The sequence below is a fragment of the Enterobacter sp. SLBN-59 genome (genome assembly GCF_024807915.1).
Lineage (GTDB): Bacteria > Pseudomonadota > Gammaproteobacteria > Enterobacterales > Enterobacteriaceae > Enterobacter > Enterobacter asburiae_B.
This window is the reverse complement of record NZ_JANUFI010000001.1, coordinates 4,515,866-4,534,088: the sequence shown is the minus strand read 5'-3', so window position 1 is coordinate 4,534,088 and position 18,223 is coordinate 4,515,866. Positions and strand designations below refer to the sequence as shown.

Here is an 18,223-nt window from a genome sequence, read left to right as displayed (position 1 = left end):
GGAGCGCACGTGACCAAAACCAACCTCATCACCGGTTTTCTCGGCAGCGGTAAAACCACCTCAATTCTCCACCTGCTAGCGAATAAAGATCCTGCCGAGAAATGGGCCGTGCTGGTCAATGAATTTGGCGAGGTAGGCATTGACGGCGCGTTACTGTCATCCAGCGGCGCGATGATTAAAGAGATCCCCGGCGGGTGCATGTGCTGCGTCAATGGCCTCCCGATGCAGGTCGGGCTCAATACGCTGCTGCGTCAGGGCAAACCCGACCGCCTGCTGATTGAGCCCACCGGGCTGGGCCATCCGAAGCAGATCCTCGATTTACTGACTGCCCCGGTTTACGAGCCGTGGATCGACCTGCGCGCCACCCTGTGCCTGCTCGATCCGCGTCAGCTTCTGGATGACAAGGCGGTGGCCAATGAGAATTTCCGCGATCAGCTCGCCTCGGCTGACGTTATTGTCGCGAATAAAGCAGATCGCGCCACGGCTGAAAGCCAGGCCGCGCTGGACGCGTGGTGGCAACATTTCGGCGGCAACCGCACGCGGGTGCAGGCCACCCAGGGGAATATTGATAGCGCCCTGCTTGACCTTCCTCGTCTGAACCTCGCCGAGCTGCCTGCCAGCGCGGATCATTCGCACAGTCATCCGGTTAAGCAGGGTTTAGCCGCTCTCAGCCTGCCGGAACATCAGCGCTGGCGTCGTAACCTGAACAGCGGCCAGGGATATCAGGCCTGCGGATGGATATTTGATGCTGAAACCGTTTTTGACACCATCGGGATCCTGGAGTGGGCCCGACTTGCTCCCGCCGATCGCGTGAAAGGGATCATGCGCACGCCAGACGGGCTGGTGCGGATCAACCGTCAGGGTGACGATTTCTTTATTGAAACGCAGAATGTGGCGCCGCCTGACAGCCGAATAGAGTTAATTAGTGCGGTTAACGCCGACTGGAATGCCCTCCAGTCCAGCCTGTTGAGGATTCGTTTAAGTTCGGGCGGCTAACGTTGCCCCAGTTTTCACTCTATGCAGAACGTTATGACAACTCGATTTCCCCTGATATTACTGCTTAATGTCGCCGGTCTGGCGCTTTTCTTCTCCTGGTATATCCCGGCGGATCATGGTTTCTGGTTCCCGCTGGATTCTGCCATTTTTCACTTCTTCAACCAGGAGCTGGTGAAGAGCAACGCGTTCCTGTGGCTGGTGGCAATTACCAACAACCGCGCCTTCGACGGCTTCTCGCTGCTGGCCATGGGCTGCCTGATGCTCTCTTTCTGGCTGAAAGAGGATAAAGCCGGGCGTCGGCGTATTCTCATTATCGGTCTGGTGATGCTGCTGTTTGCCGTTGTCATTAACCAGCTGGCAACTGCGATTATTCCGGTTAAGCGTTCAAGCCCAACGCTATTCTTCACTGATATTTATCGCGTCAGCGAACTGCTGCATATTCCAACAAAAGATGCGTCGAAGGACAGTTTCCCCGGCGATCACGGCATGATGCTGCTTATTTTTTCCGCAATTATGCTTCGCTATTTCGGCAGAAAAGCTTTTGCCATAGCCCTGATTATTTTTGTGGTTTTTGCCTTCCCGCGCGTAATGATTGGCGCTCACTGGTTTACCGATATTGCCGTCGGTTCGCTCTCCGTGGCGCTGATTGCGCTGCCGTGGTGTTTGATGACCCCACTGAGTGACAGGATAATAGCGCTGTTCGATCGCTATCTTCCCGGAAGAGCGCAACAACAATTAAACAAATAACTAACCTAAATTAACGTGAGCTATCAGGGATCGACATGATCCCTGATAGCGTTCTCGCCGCGATCTTTCCCCACTGTCATATTCTCGTCATCATATTCATGATAAAAATGAAGCAATTGCATACTGGCGCAGCGGATCCGTCGCTATTTTGAGCAATTCTATGTTTTTACTTTCTGTATCACATTTTCTTATAAAAAAAAGGCTTTTTTTTCTCGCAATACCCCAGGCAATCGGTTAATCTCGAACTCGTTTTGCCCCATAGAGATAATTATTTCACTGGCGAATAATTTTGTGCGCTGTGCCACAAATGTGACCAGAAAGAATTGTCTCAATGTGAACAGATAATTAGTCTCGTCACGTTTGGCATTTTTATAACGATATTTGTCGTTAAGGACTTCAAGGGATAATAAACAAAATGGTCAAATCTCAACCGTTTCTGAGATATATCTTACGGGGGATCCCGGCGATAGCAGTCGCGGTACTGTTGTCTGCATGTAGTACATCGAACACCGCAAAGAATATGCATCCTGAGACGCGTGTTGTGGGAATGGAAGATTCCTCGTCACTGCAAGCCTCTCAGGATGAATTTGAAAATATGGTACGTAATCTGGACGTGAAGTCCCGCATTATGGACCAGTATGCTGACTGGAAAGGCGTGCGCTATCGCCTTGGCGGCAGCACAAAAACAGGTATTGATTGTTCCGGTTTTGTACAGCGTACGTTCCGTGAGCAATTTGGGTTAGATCTTCCGCGTTCAACCTATGAACAGCAGGAGATGGGCAAGTCGATTTCACGTACCAAACTGCGCACCGGTGATTTAGTCCTGTTCCGTGCCGGTTCTACAGGTCGACATGTTGGCATCTACATTGGTAATGACCAGTTTGTACATGCCTCCACCAGCAGCGGTGTGACCATTTCCAGCATGAATGAACCGTACTGGAAGAAGCGCTACAACGAAGCACGCCGCGTACTGACCCGCAGTTAATATGACTATTGTATCGTTGGTTATCCCTTGGCTGGCGATATGATGAAAAAAAGCACTGCTTCGGCAGTGTTTTTTTTTGCCCGTTACACTGAATACATCCAGCGGCATTTCAGGAATCACGACGTCTATGTTCACCCGCTATTTCTCCAGCAATCGCAAAATACTGATCCTCAGCATCATCACAGGCCTGATCGCCGCCCTGCTCCTGGGTTCGTTGCAATTTTTCTGGAGCTACCACAAGCGGGAAGTCAAATTCGACACCCTGATCCACGATGTGAGCATCTATATGGAGAGCTACTTCGATGAGTTAAAAAATTCTATCGATGTGCTCCAGCCGCTCACGTTAAACAACTGCCACGACGTCAATCAGGAACTTACCTCGCGCGCTGCCTTTAGCGTTAACGTTCGCGCATTCCTGCTGGTCAGAGACAAAATGGCGTTCTGCTCTTCTGCCACCGGGCCGATGAATGTGCCCATGGAGGAGCTGATCCCCGAGCTGCACATCGACAAACAGATTGATATGGCGTTACTTCCCGGCACCCCGATGTTGCCCAACAAGCCCGCGATTGCCATCTGGTACCGTAACCCGCTAGTGAAGGACGGCGGCGTGTTTACCTCGGTGAATCTCAATCTGACGCCTTACCTGCTCTACACCGCGCGCCAGGACGAATTTGCCGGTATTGCCATCATTATTGGCGACCATGCGCTGTCAACGCGCTCCAGCACGCTGGTCCTTGCGCATGATCTACATGAAACGCCCGCCCGAACCGCGACGCTGAAAGACGTTCCCCTGACCATCAACCTGTATGCTGACGCATGGACCAGCGATGAAATTCTCTACGCCCTGTTCTTCGGGCTGGTGTGCGGCATTTGTGCCGGATCGCTCAACTACTATATCCTCAGCATTCGCCTCAACCCGGGTAAAGAGATTTTAAGCGCCATTAAGCGCGGTCAGTTTTACGTGGTTTATCAGCCCGTCGTCGATGCTAAATCGCTCCAGATGACCGGGCTTGAAGTGCTGATGCGCTGGAAACACCCGACGATGGGGGAAATTCCGCCGGACGCGTTTATCAATTTTGCCGAAGCGCAGAAGCTGATTGTCCCGCTGACGCTGCATCTCTTTGACCTTATCATTCACGATGCGCCCGTGTTACAAACGCTGTTACCTCCGGGAGCAAAGGTGGGCATCAACATTGCGCCGGGGCATCTGCATGCGGAAAGCTTCAAAGACGATATGCGCACCTTCAAAGCGCTACTGCCGCAGGATTACTTCCAGATCGTGCTGGAAATTACCGAGCGCGACATGCTCAATCATCGGGAAGCCAACAGCCTCTTCGAATGGCTACACAACGAAGGGTTTGAGATAGCCATTGATGATTTTGGCACCGGCCACAGCGCGCTGATTTATCTTGAGCATTTCACCATGGACTACCTCAAGATAGACCGCGGTTTTGTTAATGCGATTGGCACCGAGACCGTGACGTCGCCGGTGCTGGACGCCGTCCTGACGCTGGCAAGACGACTGAATATGTCGACCGTCGCCGAAGGGGTGGAAACGCCGGAACAGGCCGCCTGGCTGCGCGAACACGGCGTTAATTTCCTGCAGGGATACTGGATTAGCCGCCCGATGCCGCTGGCGCAGTTCCGCGAATGGCGGCCTGATATTTCGCCCGAGGATGATTAATTTCACATTGCCCGTGACGTCACTTATTATTCAGCTTAACCGAGCCGGTCTGTAAAAGAGGGAGCCGCCGCGAGATGCTTATGCGCTTCATGTTGCTGATGTTGGCACTAACGAGCCTGTCCAGCCAGGCGCAGGCCATCAAAGAAAATATTGCCTTCGCGGTGATTGGCGAGCCGAAATATGCGGTCAATTTTACGCACTTCGATTACGTTAACCCTGCCGCGCCGAAGGGCGGAAAGGTCACGCTTTCCGCCACGGGAACATTCGACAACTTCAACCGCTTCGCCCTGCGCGGCGTGGCGGCCGCGCGAACGGAATCGCTTTACGATACGCTCTTCGTCACGTCGGATGATGAGCCCGGCAGCTATTATCCGCTGATTGCCGAGAACGTGCGTTACGCCGATAACTTCGCCTGGGCGGAAATTTCGCTGAATCCGCGAGCGCGTTTTCACGACGGCACGCCGGTGAAGGCCAGCGACGTCGCGTTCACCTTCCATAAATTCATGACCGAAGGCGTCCCCCAGTTCCGCATCGTGTATAAAGGGGCTTCCGTCAGAGCCATTGCGCCGCTCACCGTGCGCATCGAGCTGAGCGAACCGAACAAAGAGAATATGCTCAGCCTGTTCTCGCTGCCGGTGATGCCTGAATCGTTCTGGAAAAACCATAAGCTAAGCGACCCGCTTTCCACGCCGCCGCTGGCAGGCGGCCCATACCGCATCACCGACTGGCGCATGGGGCAATATGTCGTTTACTCTCGCGTGAAAGACTACTGGGCGGCAGACCTGCCGGTAAACCGCGGGCGCTGGAATTTCGACACCCTTCGCTATGATTACTACCTCGACGATAACGTGGCGTTTGAAGCGTTCAAAGCCGGCGCTTTCGATTTACGCGTCGAGAGCAGCGCCAAAAACTGGGCGACCCGCTATATCGGCAAAAATTTCGCCAAAGGCTATATCGTCAAAGACGAGCACAAAAATGAGTCTGCCCAGGACACCCGCTGGCTGGCGTTTAATATTCAGCGTCCGGTATTTAATGACCGCCGGGTGCGCGAAGCCATTTCCCTGGCCTTTGATTTTGAGTGGATGAACAAGGCGCTGTTTTACGGGGCTTACAGCCGTGCCAACAGCTATTTTCAGAACACGGAATACGCCGCGCGCGATTACCCGAAAGCCGACGAGCTGGCACTGCTGGCGCCTCTGAAAGCGGAGCTGCCGCCGCAGGTGTTCACCACCGTGTTTCAGCCGCCCGCGTCGAAGGGTGACGGTTACGACCGCGACAACCTGCTGAAAGCCAGCAAACTGCTGGATGACGCGGGCTGGCACCTGAAAAATCAAAAGCGTGTGGATGCCAAAACGGGTAAGCCTCTCAGCTTTGAGCTGCTGCTCTCGTCCGGGGGCAACGATCAGTGGGTACTGCCGTTTAAGCACAACCTTGAGCGGCTGGGCGTGACCATGAACATTCGCCAGGTCGATAACGCGCAGATCACCAGCCGCATGCGCAGCCGTGATTACGACATGATGCAGCGCCTGTGGCCCGCGCAGCCGTGGCCCAGCTCCGACCTGCAAATCTCCTGGGCCTCCAGCTACATTGACTCCTCATACAATGCGCCAGGTGTAAAAAGCCCGGCGATTGACGCGCTGATTGCGAAAATAGTGGCGGCGCAGGGGGATAAAGAAAAGCTCCTGCCGCTCGGGCGCGCCCTCGACAGGGTCCTGACCTGGAACTACTACATGCTGCCGATGTGGTATATGGGCGAAGATCGCCTTGCGCGCTGGGACAAGTTCTCCGTGCCTGCCGTGCGCCCTGTCTACTCCCTGGGCTTTGATACCTGGTGGTATGACGTTAACAAAGCCGCCAGACTTCCCGCTGAGCGGCGATAAGGAATCATCATGGGTGCCTATCTTCTCCGTCGTCTCCTGCTGGTCATCCCCACCCTGTGGGCCATCATCACGATTAACTTTTTTATCGTGCAAATCGCCCCCGGCGGCCCGGTCGATCAGGCGATTGCCGCCATTGAATTTGGCAACAGCGGCGGCATGCCCGGCGGCGGCGGTGAAGGGATGGGCGCGAGCCATGCGCGAACCGGCGTAGGGAATATCAGCGAAAGCCATTATCGCGGCGGACGCGGGCTGGATCCGGAAGTGATCGCCGAGATCACCCACCGCTACGGCTTTGACAAACCGATTCACGAGCGCTATTTCAAGATGCTCTGGGATTACATCCGCTTTGATTTTGGCGACAGCCTGTTTCGCAGTGCGTCAGTGTTAACGTTGATCAAGCAAAGCCTGCCGGTTTCGATAACGCTGGGGCTGTGGGGAACGCTGATTATCTATCTGGTCTCTATACCGCTCGGGATCCGCAAAGCGGTGTATAACGGCAGCCGGTTTGATATCTGGAGCAGCACGTTCATCATTATCGGCTACGCCATCCCGGCGTTTCTGTTTGCCGTCCTGCTGATTGTCTTTTTTGCCGGGGGAAGCTATTTCGACCTCTTCCCGCTGCGGGGGCTGGTCTCCGCCGATTTCAGCTCCCTGCCGTGGTATCAGAAAATCACCGACTATCTCTGGCATATCACGCTGCCGGTGCTGGCCACGGTCATCGGCGGGTTTGCGGCCCTGACCATGTTGACCAAAAACGCCTTTCTCGATGAAATTCGTAAGCAGTACGTCGTGACTGCCCGCGCCAAGGGCGTAAGCGAGAAGCAGATCATGTGGAAACACGTGTTCCGCAACGCCATGCTGCTGGTGATCGCCGGATTTCCGGCCACGTTCATCGGCATGTTTTTTACCGGCTCGCTGCTGATAGAGGTGATGTTCTCGCTCAACGGCCTGGGGCTGCTGGGCTATGAGGCTACCGTTTCGCGCGATTATCCGGTGATGTTTGGCACACTCTATATTTTCACCCTGATTGGCCTGCTGCTGAATATCATCAGTGATATCAGCTATACGCTGGTCGATCCCCGAATTGATTTTGAGGGCCGCTGATGCCGCGTTTAAGCCCCGTCAACCAGGCCCGCTGGGCCCGTTTTCGCCACAACCGCCGCGGCTTCTGGTCGCTGTGGATTTTTGCCGTGCTGTTTGCCTTAAGCATGTGTTCGGAGCTGATCGCCAACGACAAGCCGTTGCTGGTGCATTTTAACGACCGCTGGTACGTGCCGGTTATCGCCAGTTACAGCGAAAGCGACTTTGGCGGCCCGTTTGCGACACCGGCGGAGTATCAGGATCCGTGGCTTCGCCAGCAGATTGAGCAGCACGGCTGGGCGCTCTGGGCGCCGGTACGCTTTGGTGCAAACAGCATTAACTTCGCCACCACAACCCCCTTCCCTTCCCCGCCCTCCGCTCAAAACTGGCTGGGAACGGATGCCAACGGCGGCGACGTGCTGGCGCGCATCCTGTATGGCACGCGAATTTCTCTTCTCTTTGGGCTGATGCTGACGCTCTTCTCAAGCGTGATGGGCGTCGTGGCGGGCGCCGTTCAGGGCTACTACGGCGGGAAAATTGACCTGTGGGGCCAGCGGGTTATTGAAGTCTGGTCAGGCATGCCAACGCTGTTTCTGATCATCCTGCTTTCCAGCGTGGTGCAGCCCGGCTTCTGGTGGCTGTTAGGCATCACCGTCCTGTTCGGCTGGATGGCGCTGGTGGGCGTGGTGCGCGCGGAGTTCCTGCGCACCCGCAATTTCGACTATATTCGCGCCGCGCAGGCGCTTGGCGTGAGCGATCGGGGGATCATCTTCCGCCACATGCTGCCCAACGCGGTCGTGGCAACGCTCACCTTCCTGCCGTTTATTCTGTGCAGCTCCATCACCACCCTCACCTCGCTGGATTTTCTTGGTTTCGGGCTACCGCTGGGTTCCCCGTCGCTCGGCGAACTGCTGCTGCAGGGTAAGAACAACCTGCAGGCGCCGTGGTTAGGCATCGCCGCCTTTCTTTCCGTGGCCGTGCTGCTGTCGCTGCTGATTTTTATTGGCGAAGCCGTGCGCGATGCCTTCGATCCGAACAAGGCGGTATAAAATGACCCAGCCTCTTCTCAGTATTGATAACCTGTCGATTGCTTTTTCTAAGCAGGACGAGACGCGCACCGTGGTCACCGACCTGTCGCTGCAGATCCAGACCGGGGAAACGCTGGCCCTGGTGGGCGAGTCGGGTTCAGGCAAGAGCGTTTCGGCACTCTCCATCCTGCGCCTGTTGCCGTCCCCACCGGTGAGCTACCCGCAAGGGGATATTCTGTTTCACGGCAGCTCGCTGCTGCATGCCGACGAACATACCCTGCGCGGCATACGCGGCAACAAAATCGCCATGATCTTCCAGGAGCCGATGGTTTCCCTCAACCCGCTGCACAGCCTGGAGAAACAGCTCTATGAAGTGCTCTCCCTGCACCGGGGGATGCGCAAAGAGGCCGCGCGGGGAGAAATTCTGGACTGTCTGGAACGAACGGGCATACGCAACGCGGCCAAACGGCTGAATGATTTTCCGCATCAGCTCTCCGGCGGCGAACGCCAGCGCGTGATGATCGCTATGGCCCTGCTCACGCGACCCGAGCTGTTGATTGCCGACGAGCCCACAACGGCGCTGGACGTGACGGTACAGGCGCAAATACTGACGCTGCTGCGGGAACTGCGTGACGAGCTGAACATGAGCCTGCTTTTTATCACGCACAACCTGAGCATTGTGAGAAAGCTGGCCGACAGCGTCGCGGTGATGCAAAACGGACGATGCGTTGAACAGAATAGCGCGTCCACGCTGCTGAGCGCGCCGCAGCACCCCTATACGCAGCGTTTGCTCGACAGCGAACCCTCCGGCGACCCGGTTCCGCTCGCGGCTGACAGCACACCGCTGCTGCGCGTTGAGGATTTGTCCGTCTCGTTCCCGATCCGCAAAGGTATTCTGCGGCGCATCGTCGACCAGAATCCGGTGCTGAAAAACATCCGCTTCTCGCTGCGCCCGGGAGAATCTCTGGGGCTGGTGGGCGAATCCGGTTCCGGCAAAAGTACCACCGGTCTGGCGCTGCTGCGCTTAATTGCCTCCCAGGGCGAGATCCTCTTTGACGATATGCCGCTGCACCGCTGGAACCGCCGTCAGATGCTGCCCGTGCGGCCCCGCATGCAGGTGGTGTTTCAGGATCCCAACTCCTCGCTTAACCCCCGGCTCAGCGTGTTACAGATTATCGAGGAGGGTCTGCGCGTGCATCAGCCCGGCCTGAGCGCTCAGCAGCGCGAGGAGGAAGTTATGCGGGTGATGGCCGAAGTGGGCTTAGATGCCGGGACGCGCCACCGCTATCCGGCTGAATTCTCCGGCGGCCAGCGCCAGCGTATCGCCATTGCCCGCGCGCTGATCCTGAAGCCGGAGCTGATTATTCTGGATGAACCGACGTCGTCGCTGGACAGAACCGTTCAGGCGCAGATCCTGGCGCTGCTGAAAGGGCTTCAGGAAAAGCACCGGCTGGCCTATATCTTTATCAGCCACGATCTTCAGGTGGTGCGGGCGCTATGCCATCAGGTGATTGTGTTGCGACAGGGAGAAGTGGTCGAGCAGGGAGAGTGCCAGCGCGTATTTAGCGCGCCAACGCAGCGCTACACGCGCCAGCTGTTGTCGGCAGACTAGCGGTCAGAACGGGTACTGGCCGGAGAAAGGCTCCGCGATGGCAACGCCAAAATTCTTCAGACGGCAGGTGGCGGCAAACTCGTCCTGGCTCTTCACGAACAGGCACGGCTCACCTTCACACTCCAGCACGGAGCTGTCCACTTCGATATCCGTCAGGGCCTGACTGAGACGCTCCATCACCCGCCATGCATTTTCGTCGCTCGGGCTCAGCAGCTTGAGTGCCACCAGGCAGTTTTCACAGCCCGCGACGCTTTGCGGAATCGGTTCAACTTTCGAACCTGCAAAACCCGCCGACCAGCGATAGCTCTGGGGCAAGCGATGGACAATGGAGAGTTGTAATGTATTCACGTTCGTTCCCCGGAAGCAAAATTTACTTCACAATTTATTTACATTTATAGTAACACATCATCGCCAGCCTGCACTATTCAGCGCTTTTTTATCGATATCCAGGCTCGCGTCGGCGCTATATGTACCCGTTTCTGCGATCTAACTCAACCTTTTTGAATACAATGATGTGACTTTTTACACAAATAGATTTTACATAAAATAAACAAACACGGAATAAACGAACGGGGGTTTGGTTGATATGCATCAACAAAAAAGGCCCTGCCGGGCCTTCTCTGTATTTTAGTGGGCCGCTTTTCGCGGTCGACTGGCGTAAAGATAGAAAAGTATCGAGCTGGTTGCGCAAAAAGCCATCGCCCACAGCATGGGCCATGCCGTCGTAAAGGTGGCCATCGAAAGCAACGCCCCGACGATAGCGCCAATACCGAAGCGGAACGTCCCCGCCAGGGAAGAGGCGGTGCCCGCCATATGCGGAAACTCATCCAGGATAACCGCCATCGCATTAGATGACACCATCGACACGCAGCCGACAAAGGCCGCCACGCCGACCACCAGCGCCCAGAAGCCCACGCCCAGAAACGCGCTCACCACCAGCCAGATAGCCATCACAAACTGGATCCACAGCCCGGCGCGGAACATGTTCAGCGCCCCCACCCGCCGGACAAAACGGCTGTTGATGATGGTCATGATGAACAGGAAGACGATGTTAAGCGCGAAATAGTAGCCGAAGTGCTGCGGCGAAACGTGGTTCAGCTCAATGTAGACAAACGGCCCGGCGCTCAGGAAGGAGAACATCCCGGCGAAGCTGAACCCGCTTGCCAGCATATAGCTGAGCACGCGCTTGTGGCGAAACAGCGAGGCAAAGTTGCCTATTGTGGTTCGGATGTGGAATTTCTGGCGGCGCTCCACGGGAAGCGTTTCATCAATAAAGAAGAAGATCATCGCCGAGGCCAGCAGCGCGGCCAGGGCCAGGATCCAGAAAATCACATGCCAGCTAAACCACACCAGCACCGCGCCACCGGCCATCGGGGCCACCAGCGGCGCAATCGTCGTCACCAGCATCACGAACGACATCATGCGGGAGAACTCTTCCTTCGGGTAGATATCGCGCATCAGGGCGTTAATCACCACGCTTGCCGCAGCCGCCGCCAGACCGTGGAAGAAGCGCATGATAATCAAATGATCGATGGTCTGCGCCAGCGCACAGGCCACCGCTGCGGCTGCAAAGACCAGCGTCCCTCCCAGAATAACGGGCTTGCGTCCAAGACTGTCCGCCATCGGGCCATAAAACAGCTGGCCGAGGGCAAAGCCGAGAATATAGGTGCTGAGCGTCATCTGCGCGCTGCCCGCCGGAACGCCAAACTGCGCGGAAATGACCGGCAGCGCGGGCAGGTACATATCAATAGACAGCGGCATCAGCATGGCCAGCAGGCCAAGAATGAAGACGATTTTGAACGACGAGTGTGGCCTGGTGGTCACAGAGCTCTCCTGAAATTAGTGCGAAGGCAGACCGACGCTGGCGATCTCTTCTTCCGTTAACGGGCGATATTCGCCTGGCGCCAGGTCGGGATCGAGTTCGATCGCACCAATCCGCTCACGATGCAGGCCAACAACGTGGTTCCCCACCGCGGCAAACATACGTTTCACCTGATGGTAGCGCCCTTCGCTGATGGTCAGACGGACCTCCGTCGGCGTGATCACCTCAAGCACGGCGGGTTTGGTCAGATCTTTTTCATTATGCAGCTGAACGCCTTTCGTGAATTGCTCTGCCGTGTCATCCGACACCGGCGACTCCAGCGTGACCAGATAGGTTTTCTCGCAGTGGTGACGCGGGGAAGTAATGCGATGCGACCACTGCCCGTCGTCGGTCATCAGCACCAGACCCGTGGTGTCGATGTCGAGGCGGCCTGCGGCGTGCAGCTTGTGCGCCACCGGTTCGTCGAGGAAATAGAGCACCGTCGGGTGATCGGGATCTTCCGTTGAGCAGACGTAGCCTTCCGGCTTATTCAGCATGAAGTAGCGCGGACCGTGCTGCTGGGTCAGCGGATTGCCGTCATACTCCACCTGATGGTCAGGTTGCAGTTTGAACGCGCTGTCTCTCACAATGTCGCCATCCACGGTAACGCGGCTGGCGCGAATTTCGCGCCCGGCAATAGCGCGGCTTACGCCGAGTTGCTGAGCGATAAACTTATCAAGTCGCATGAAATCTTTTTAGCCTTAATGGTGCTGGAAGTCGGACAACAGGTCCGAAAAAAGAAGCAGTCTGGAACGGTTCAGTATAATGGTCTGGTTGCGCCACTCAAGGGAAAAAGTTTCGTGGCATACTATCTATACCCTAAATAATTCGAGTTGCATGAAGGCGGCAAAGGAGTGAATCCCCGGGAGCTTACATAAGTAAGTGACCGGGGTGAACGAGTGCAGCCAACGCACAGGCAACTTGAAGTATGACGGGTATATGTGCGGAATAACGAAACCGAGACCCTATGACTTTTACACTTCGCCCCTATCAGCAGGAAGCCGTTGACGCCACCCTCGCCTGGTTCCGCAAACATCGCGAGCCGGCGGCGATTGTGCTCCCGACCGGCGCAGGCAAAAGCCTGGTCATTGCCGAACTGGCGCGTCTTGCCCGCGGCCGCGTGCTGGTGCTGGCGCACGTTAAAGAGCTCGTCGCGCAAAACCATGCCAAGTATTGTGCGCTTGGACTGGAAGCCGACATTTTCGCCGCCGGGCTAAAGCGCAAAGAGAGCCACGGCAAAGTAGTCTTCGGCAGCGTGCAGTCGGTGGCGCGCAATCTGGAGCTGTTTCGCAGCGAATTTTCGCTGCTGATTGTTGACGAGTGTCACCGCATCAGCGATGACGACGACAGCCAGTATCAGCAAATCCTGGCTCACCTGAAAGCGGTGAACCCTCACCTGCGCCTGCTGGGCCTGACGGCGACCCCGTTTCGCCTGGGGAAAGGCTGGATCTATCGCTACCATTATCACGGCATGGTGCGCGGCGATGAGAAGGCCCTGTTTAGCGACTGCATTTACGAACTTCCGCTGCGCTACATGATTAAACATGGCTACCTGACGCCGCCTGAACGGCTGGATATGCCGGTGGTGCAGTACGATTTCAGCCGTTTGCAGGCGCAGAGCAACGGCTTATTCAGCGAAGCGGATCTCAACCAGGAGCTGAAAAAGCAGAAGCGTATTACGCCGCATATCATCAGCCAGATTGAGGAGTTCGCCGCGACGCGCAAAGGGGTAATGATCTTTGCCGCTACGGTTGAGCACGCGCGAGAGATCACCGGGTTACTGCCCGCCGGCGACGCGGCGTTAATCACCGGCGAGACCCCCGGCCCGGAGCGCGACGACCTGATTGACGCGTTTAAGGCCCAGCGGTTCCGCTATCTGGTAAACGTGTCGGTATTGACCACCGGCTTTGACGCCCCGCACGTCGACCTGATCGCCATTTTGCGCCCGACCGAATCGGTCAGTCTGTATCAACAAATTGTTGGCCGCGGCCTGCGCCTGGCCCCGGGAAAAACCGACTGCCTGATTCTGGATTATGCCGGTAACCCGCACGATCTCTATACGCCTGAGGTCGGCGCGCCAAAAGGGAAAAGCGACAACGTGCCCGTGCAGGTCTTTTGCCCTGCCTGCGGGTTTGCCAACACCTTCTGGGGAAAAACCACTGCCGACGGTACGCTGATCGAACACTTTGGCCGCCGCTGTCAGGGCTGGTTTGAAGATGATGACGGGCATCGCGAGCAGTGCGATTTCCGCTTCCGGTTCAAAAACTGCCCGCAGTGCAACGCCGAAAACGACATTGCCGCCCGCCGCTGCCGGGAATGCGACACGGTGCTGGTTGACCCGGACGACATGCTGAAAGCGGCGCTAAAGCTGAAAGATGCCCTGGTGCTGCGCTGTTCCGGCATGGCGCTGCAGCCCGGCGCCGATGAAAAAGGCGAGTGGCTGAAAATCACCTATTACGACGAAGACGGGGCGGACGTCAGCGAGCGTTTCCGGGTTCAGACGCCTGCCCAGCGAATGGCCTTCGAGCAGCTGTTTATCCGCCCGCATACCCGCACGCCGGGCGTGCCCCTGCGCTGGATAACCGTCGCCGATATCGTGCGCCAGCAGGTGTTATTGCGCCATCCGGATTTTGTCGTCGCCCGTAAGAAAGGCCAGTTCTGGCAGGTGCGCGAGAAGCTCTTTGACTATGAAGGTCGCTTCCGTCGCGCCAACGAATTGCGCGGTTAGCGGGACTTTTCATTGATGTGAGGGGCATTTGAGTATAAAATGCCGCCCGCTTCACATCCGTGAGGCAGAACACTCACCTGCTGCTGGGTCGCCTGTAGCAGGGTTTTAAATACAGAGAGAAATCAATGTTCACTATCGAAGCAGAAGTACGTAACGTGCAGGGTAAGGGTGCGAGCCGCCGCCTGCGTAACGCTAACAAGTTCCCGGCTATCGTTTACGGTGGCGAAGCTGCTCCAGTTGCAATCGAACTGGATCACGACAAACTGTGGAACCTGCAGACCAAAGCTGAATTCTACAGCGAAGTTCTGACCATCGTTGTTGGCGGTAAAGAAGAAAAAGTGAAAGTTCAGGCTGTTCAGCGTCACCCGTTCAAGCCAAAACTGTCTCACATCGACTTCGTTCGCGCGTAATCGCAAACACGTCGAAAAAAAACCCCGCTTCTGCGGGGTTTTTTTATGGCTGTTATTTCCCGCCCGAGGTGCGGCGCTGAAGCTGATCGCGCAGGTTCGGCGGCGTACCTTTAATGGTCAGCGTATCGGTGGCCGGATCCCAGAAGATGCGTTCACCCAGCAACATCGCGTCAAAGTTGATGGTTAACCCACCGCCGCTGCCGGCAAACTTGGTTAACTGACGCAGCGTACTGCGATCCGCCGGGAAGCTCTCTTCAAGCTCATAGCCTTTTTCCGCGGTGAATTCCTGGAAGCTGACTTCGCTGACGCCCGCCAGCTCTTTTGACAGGGACTCCAGCTCGATCTCCTCCCCTGCCTGCAGCTGTTCGTTGCAGTAGCTGTAAACCTGCTGGCGCACGGTCTGGCGCTCAGATTTATCGAGCTGCGCTTCAGCCGTGAAGTCGTCAACCGCCTGGAGCAGCCCTTTGTTCTGCGCTTTGGCGTTAAGACCTTCGCTGGCACCGAGGAAATCCATAAAGAAATCCGCCACTTTGCGGCCCACGCGCCCTTTCAGGAAAGTCAGGTAGCGGGTCGACTCCGGGTTGGTTTCCCATTCGGTCAAATCAATACGCGCCACGATATCCGCATGGTTGATATCCAGATAATGCGTTGAGCTGATATCCAGCTGCTCGTTCACGCGCATGCTGCTTAAGTTATTCAGCACGGTAACCAGCAGATACTCGACCGCCAGGTAGCGATAGTGGCAGAACAGCACGATCCCGCCGTCGGCGAACGGATATTTCGCCAGCTCGTCGCGCAGACGCCCGGTGGCGGCGCGGCTAAACGCCAGGAAATCCTCTTCGCCCTGACGCTGCAGGCGCAGGCTATCGGCCAGTTCACTCTCTTCGCTGAACAGGCCATAGGCTTTATTTTTGGCACTGTAGACGCGATGCAGTTCTGCCATCATCTCCACCACGGTCGCCGTGGGTTCCAGTAACGAATCGCGCAGCACCACTTCAAGGGTTTGCTCATCACGCTTGATAAGCTGGTGCAAGGCAATCTGGTTGATTTCCAGACTCATGATAAACTCTCCTTTTAGACCGGGCGGTATTCAACCACCACCAGGACATGTGTGCAACAACAGATAAAAAAGGGGAAAAAAAGCTGTTGCTACGGTAATATGTTGCCCTTTCATCAACAAACTGATTTTGATTTATGCCACAACATTCCCGCTACAGTGATGAACACGTTGAACAACTGCTCAGTGAGCTGGTCAACGTACTGGAAAAACATAAAACGCCGACCGATCTCTCCCTGATGGTTTTGGGAAATATGGTCACCAACCTGATTAACACCAGCGTTGCTCCGGCTCAGCGTCAGGCGATCGCAAAATCGTTTGCCCAGGCTTTACAGTCGTCCGTCAGCAACGACCCGGCCCATTAAGGGATACGAACAACAGTTTATGGTGACGAATCGTCAGCGCTACCGTGAAAAAGTCTCCCAGATGGTCAGCTGGGGGCACTGGTTTGCCCTGTTCAACATTCTGCTGGCGACGGTCATTGGCTGTCGTTATCTGTTTGTCGCAGACTGGCCAACAACGCTAACCGGGCGTATCTACTCCTGGATAAGCGTTGTCGGTCACTTTAGCTTTTTGGTTTTCGCCACCTATCTGCTGATCCTGTTCCCCCTGACGTTTATCGTCATGTCGCAGCGTCTGATGCGGTTCTTGTCCGCCATCCTTGCGACGGTGGGGATGACGCTGCTGCTTATCGACAGTGAAGTGTTCACCCGCTTCCACCTGCACCTCAACCCCATCGTCTGGGAACTGGTGATTAACCCCGACCAGAACGAAACGGCCCGTGACTGGCAGCTGATGTTTATCAGCGTCCCGGTGATCCTGCTGATTGAGATGCTGTTCGCCACCTGGAGCTGGCAAAAGCTCCGCAGTCTGACCCGGCGACGCCATTATGCGAAGCCCGTCGCCGCGCTCTTTTTCGTCTCCTTTATCAGTTCGCACATCATGTATATCTGGGCGGATGCGAACTTCTATCGCCCTATTACCATGCAGCGCGCGAACCTGCCGCTCTCGTACCCGATGACGGCCCGTCGCTTCCTCGAGAAACACGGTCTGCTTGATGCACAGGAGTACCAGCGCCGTCTTATCGAGCAGGGCAACCCGGAAGCCGTCAGCGTTCAGTATCCTCTGAGCGACCTGAACTACCGCGATATGGGGCGCGGGCAAAACGTCCTGCTGATCACCGTCGATGGCCTGAACTATTCCCGTTTCGAGAAGCAGATGCCTGCGCTGGCCGCTTTCGCGAGTCAGAACGTCTCGTTTACTCAGCATATGAGCTCCGGTAACACAACCGATGCGGGCATCTTTGGCCTCTTCTATGGCATTTCAGCCGGCTACATGGACGGCGTACTGTCTACCCGCACGCCTGCGGCGCTGATCACCGGGCTGAATCAGCAAGGCTATCAGCTAGGGTTGTTCTCCTCCGATGGCTTTAACAGCCCGCTCTACCGCCAGGCGCTGCTGTCCGATTTCTCACTGCCGACGGCGCAAAATCAGTCCGACGCGCAGACCGCCGGCCAGTGGATAAACTGGCTGCAGCGCTACGCCCAGGAAGATAACCGCTGGTTCTCATGGGTTGCCTTTAACGGCACAACGCTTGCCAACAGCAATAAAAGTGATTTTGCGCGCCGCTACGGCCGCGCGGCTGGCGATGTTGATGCGCAGATAGGCCGCGTGCTTGACGCGCTTCGCGAGTCGGGCAAGCTGGACAATACCGTGGTGATCGTGACCGCGGGCCATGGCATCCCGCTAGGTGACGAGACGAAGAGTATGAGCTGGTCTCGCCCGAATCTGCAGGTTCCGCTGGTGATCCACTGGCCTGGCACCCCGGCGCAGCGCATCAATATGCTCACCGAGCATAAAGATGTGATGACCACCCTGATGCAACGCCTGCTGCACGTCAGCACGCCAGCAAACGAGTATTCGCAGGGGCAGGATCTCTTCAGCGCCGCGCGCCGCCACAGCTGGGTGACGGCGGCGGGGAATAATACGCTGGTGGTGACCACGCCGAAGCTGACGCTGGTGCTGAACAGCAACGGGAATTATCAGACGTATAATCTGCAGGGCGAACGGTTGAAAGACCAGAAACCGCAGCTGAGCCTGCTGCTGCAGGTCCTGACGGATGAGAAGCGCTTCATCGCTAACTGATTAATAATAA

The 18,223-nt window shown here is 56.3% G+C and carries 16 protein-coding genes; 12 read left to right on the top strand and 4 right to left on the bottom strand.

From position 1 onward, the window contains the following. The first annotated feature begins 9 nt into the window (after positions 1 to 9). From M2422_RS21660 to yejF, 8 genes are all read left to right on the top strand, one after another. Entirely contained in the window at positions 10 to 996 is a 987-nt protein-coding gene (locus M2422_RS21660) for a GTP-binding protein (RefSeq protein WP_248202545.1), read from the top strand. A 33-nt stretch (positions 997 to 1,029) separates the two neighbouring features. After that, on the top strand, positions 1,030 to 1,743 hold the full coding sequence (locus M2422_RS21655; protein ID WP_029740964.1) for a phosphatase PAP2 family protein: 714 nt from the start codon (positions 1,030 to 1,032) through the stop codon (positions 1,741 to 1,743). 415 nt (positions 1,744 to 2,158) lie between these two features. Continuing rightward, entirely contained in the window at positions 2,159 to 2,728 is a 570-nt protein-coding gene (mepS, locus tag M2422_RS21650) for a bifunctional murein DD-endopeptidase/murein LD-carboxypeptidase (RefSeq protein ID WP_008500946.1), read from the top strand. Between the two features lie 127 nt (positions 2,729 to 2,855). Continuing rightward, on the top strand, positions 2,856 to 4,412 hold the full coding sequence (locus M2422_RS21645) for a cyclic di-GMP phosphodiesterase (protein WP_064672862.1): 1,557 nt from the start codon (positions 2,856 to 2,858) through the stop codon (positions 4,410 to 4,412). A 74-nt stretch (positions 4,413 to 4,486) separates the two neighbouring features. After that, positions 4,487 to 6,292, top strand: a complete 1,806-nt coding sequence (locus tag M2422_RS21640; RefSeq protein ID WP_064672863.1) for an extracellular solute-binding protein — start codon at positions 4,487 to 4,489, stop codon at positions 6,290 to 6,292. A gap of 9 nt (positions 6,293 to 6,301) precedes the next feature. Next, on the top strand, positions 6,302 to 7,396 hold the full coding sequence (locus M2422_RS21635) for a microcin C ABC transporter permease YejB (RefSeq protein WP_024908182.1): 1,095 nt from the start codon (positions 6,302 to 6,304) through the stop codon (positions 7,394 to 7,396). Beyond that, on the top strand, positions 7,396 to 8,421 hold the full coding sequence (locus M2422_RS21630; RefSeq protein WP_064672864.1) for an ABC transporter permease: 1,026 nt from the start codon (positions 7,396 to 7,398) through the stop codon (positions 8,419 to 8,421). Before M2422_RS21635 ends, M2422_RS21630 begins: the two co-directional genes overlap by 1 nt. 1 nt (position 8,422) lies before the next feature. After that, entirely contained in the window at positions 8,423 to 10,012 is a 1,590-nt protein-coding gene (yejF, locus tag M2422_RS21625) for a microcin C ABC transporter ATP-binding protein YejF (protein ID WP_064672865.1), read from the top strand. A gap of 3 nt (positions 10,013 to 10,015) precedes the next feature. On the opposite strand, the gene M2422_RS21620 is transcribed toward yejF, so the two are convergent. From M2422_RS21620 to rsuA, 3 genes are all read right to left on the bottom strand, one after another. Then, positions 10,016 to 10,360 carry a YejG family protein gene (locus M2422_RS21620; protein WP_028013883.1) on the bottom strand — a complete coding sequence of 115 codons (345 nt, stop codon included), beginning with the start codon at positions 10,358 to 10,360 and terminating at the stop codon, positions 10,016 to 10,018. A gap of 279 nt (positions 10,361 to 10,639) precedes the next feature. Further along, a complete protein-coding gene (locus M2422_RS21615; RefSeq protein WP_008500953.1) occupies positions 10,640 to 11,836 on the bottom strand; it encodes a Bcr/CflA family multidrug efflux MFS transporter in 1,197 nt (398 codons plus the stop codon). Between the two features lie 15 nt (positions 11,837 to 11,851). After that, a complete protein-coding gene (gene rsuA / locus M2422_RS21610) occupies positions 11,852 to 12,559 on the bottom strand; it encodes a 16S rRNA pseudouridine(516) synthase RsuA (RefSeq protein WP_058841527.1) in 708 nt (235 codons plus the stop codon). A gap of 281 nt (positions 12,560 to 12,840) precedes the next feature. Between rsuA and M2422_RS21605 the strand changes: the two genes are divergently transcribed. Together M2422_RS21605 and rplY are read left to right on the top strand one after the other, a co-directional pair. Continuing rightward, the gene (locus M2422_RS21605) at positions 12,841 to 14,601 is read left to right on the top strand and encodes a DEAD/DEAH box helicase (protein WP_064672866.1); all 1,761 of its coding nucleotides are present in this window, start codon (positions 12,841 to 12,843) and stop codon (positions 14,599 to 14,601) included. Positions 14,602 to 14,726: 125 nt separating this feature from the next. Then, complete coding sequence (gene rplY / locus M2422_RS21600) at positions 14,727 to 15,011, top strand: 50S ribosomal protein L25 (protein ID WP_029740955.1); 285 nt, start codon at positions 14,727 to 14,729, stop codon at positions 15,009 to 15,011. 52 nt (positions 15,012 to 15,063) lie between these two features. Here rplY and yejK read toward each other — a convergent pair whose 3' ends face one another. After that, positions 15,064 to 16,071, bottom strand: coding sequence for a nucleoid-associated protein YejK (gene yejK, locus M2422_RS21595; RefSeq protein ID WP_008500957.1), 1,008 nt, complete (start codon positions 16,069 to 16,071; stop codon positions 15,064 to 15,066). Between the two features lie 134 nt (positions 16,072 to 16,205). Between yejK and M2422_RS21590 the strand changes: the two genes are divergently transcribed. Together M2422_RS21590 and yejM are read left to right on the top strand one after the other, a co-directional pair. Next, positions 16,206 to 16,433 carry a YejL family protein gene (locus tag M2422_RS21590; RefSeq protein ID WP_008500958.1) on the top strand — a complete coding sequence of 76 codons (228 nt, stop codon included), beginning with the start codon at positions 16,206 to 16,208 and terminating at the stop codon, positions 16,431 to 16,433. Between the two features lie 19 nt (positions 16,434 to 16,452). Then, positions 16,453 to 18,213, top strand: a complete 1,761-nt coding sequence (gene yejM / locus M2422_RS21585; RefSeq protein ID WP_033146050.1) for an LPS biosynthesis-modulating metalloenzyme YejM — start codon at positions 16,453 to 16,455, stop codon at positions 18,211 to 18,213. Positions 18,214 to 18,223 lie beyond the last annotated feature (10 nt).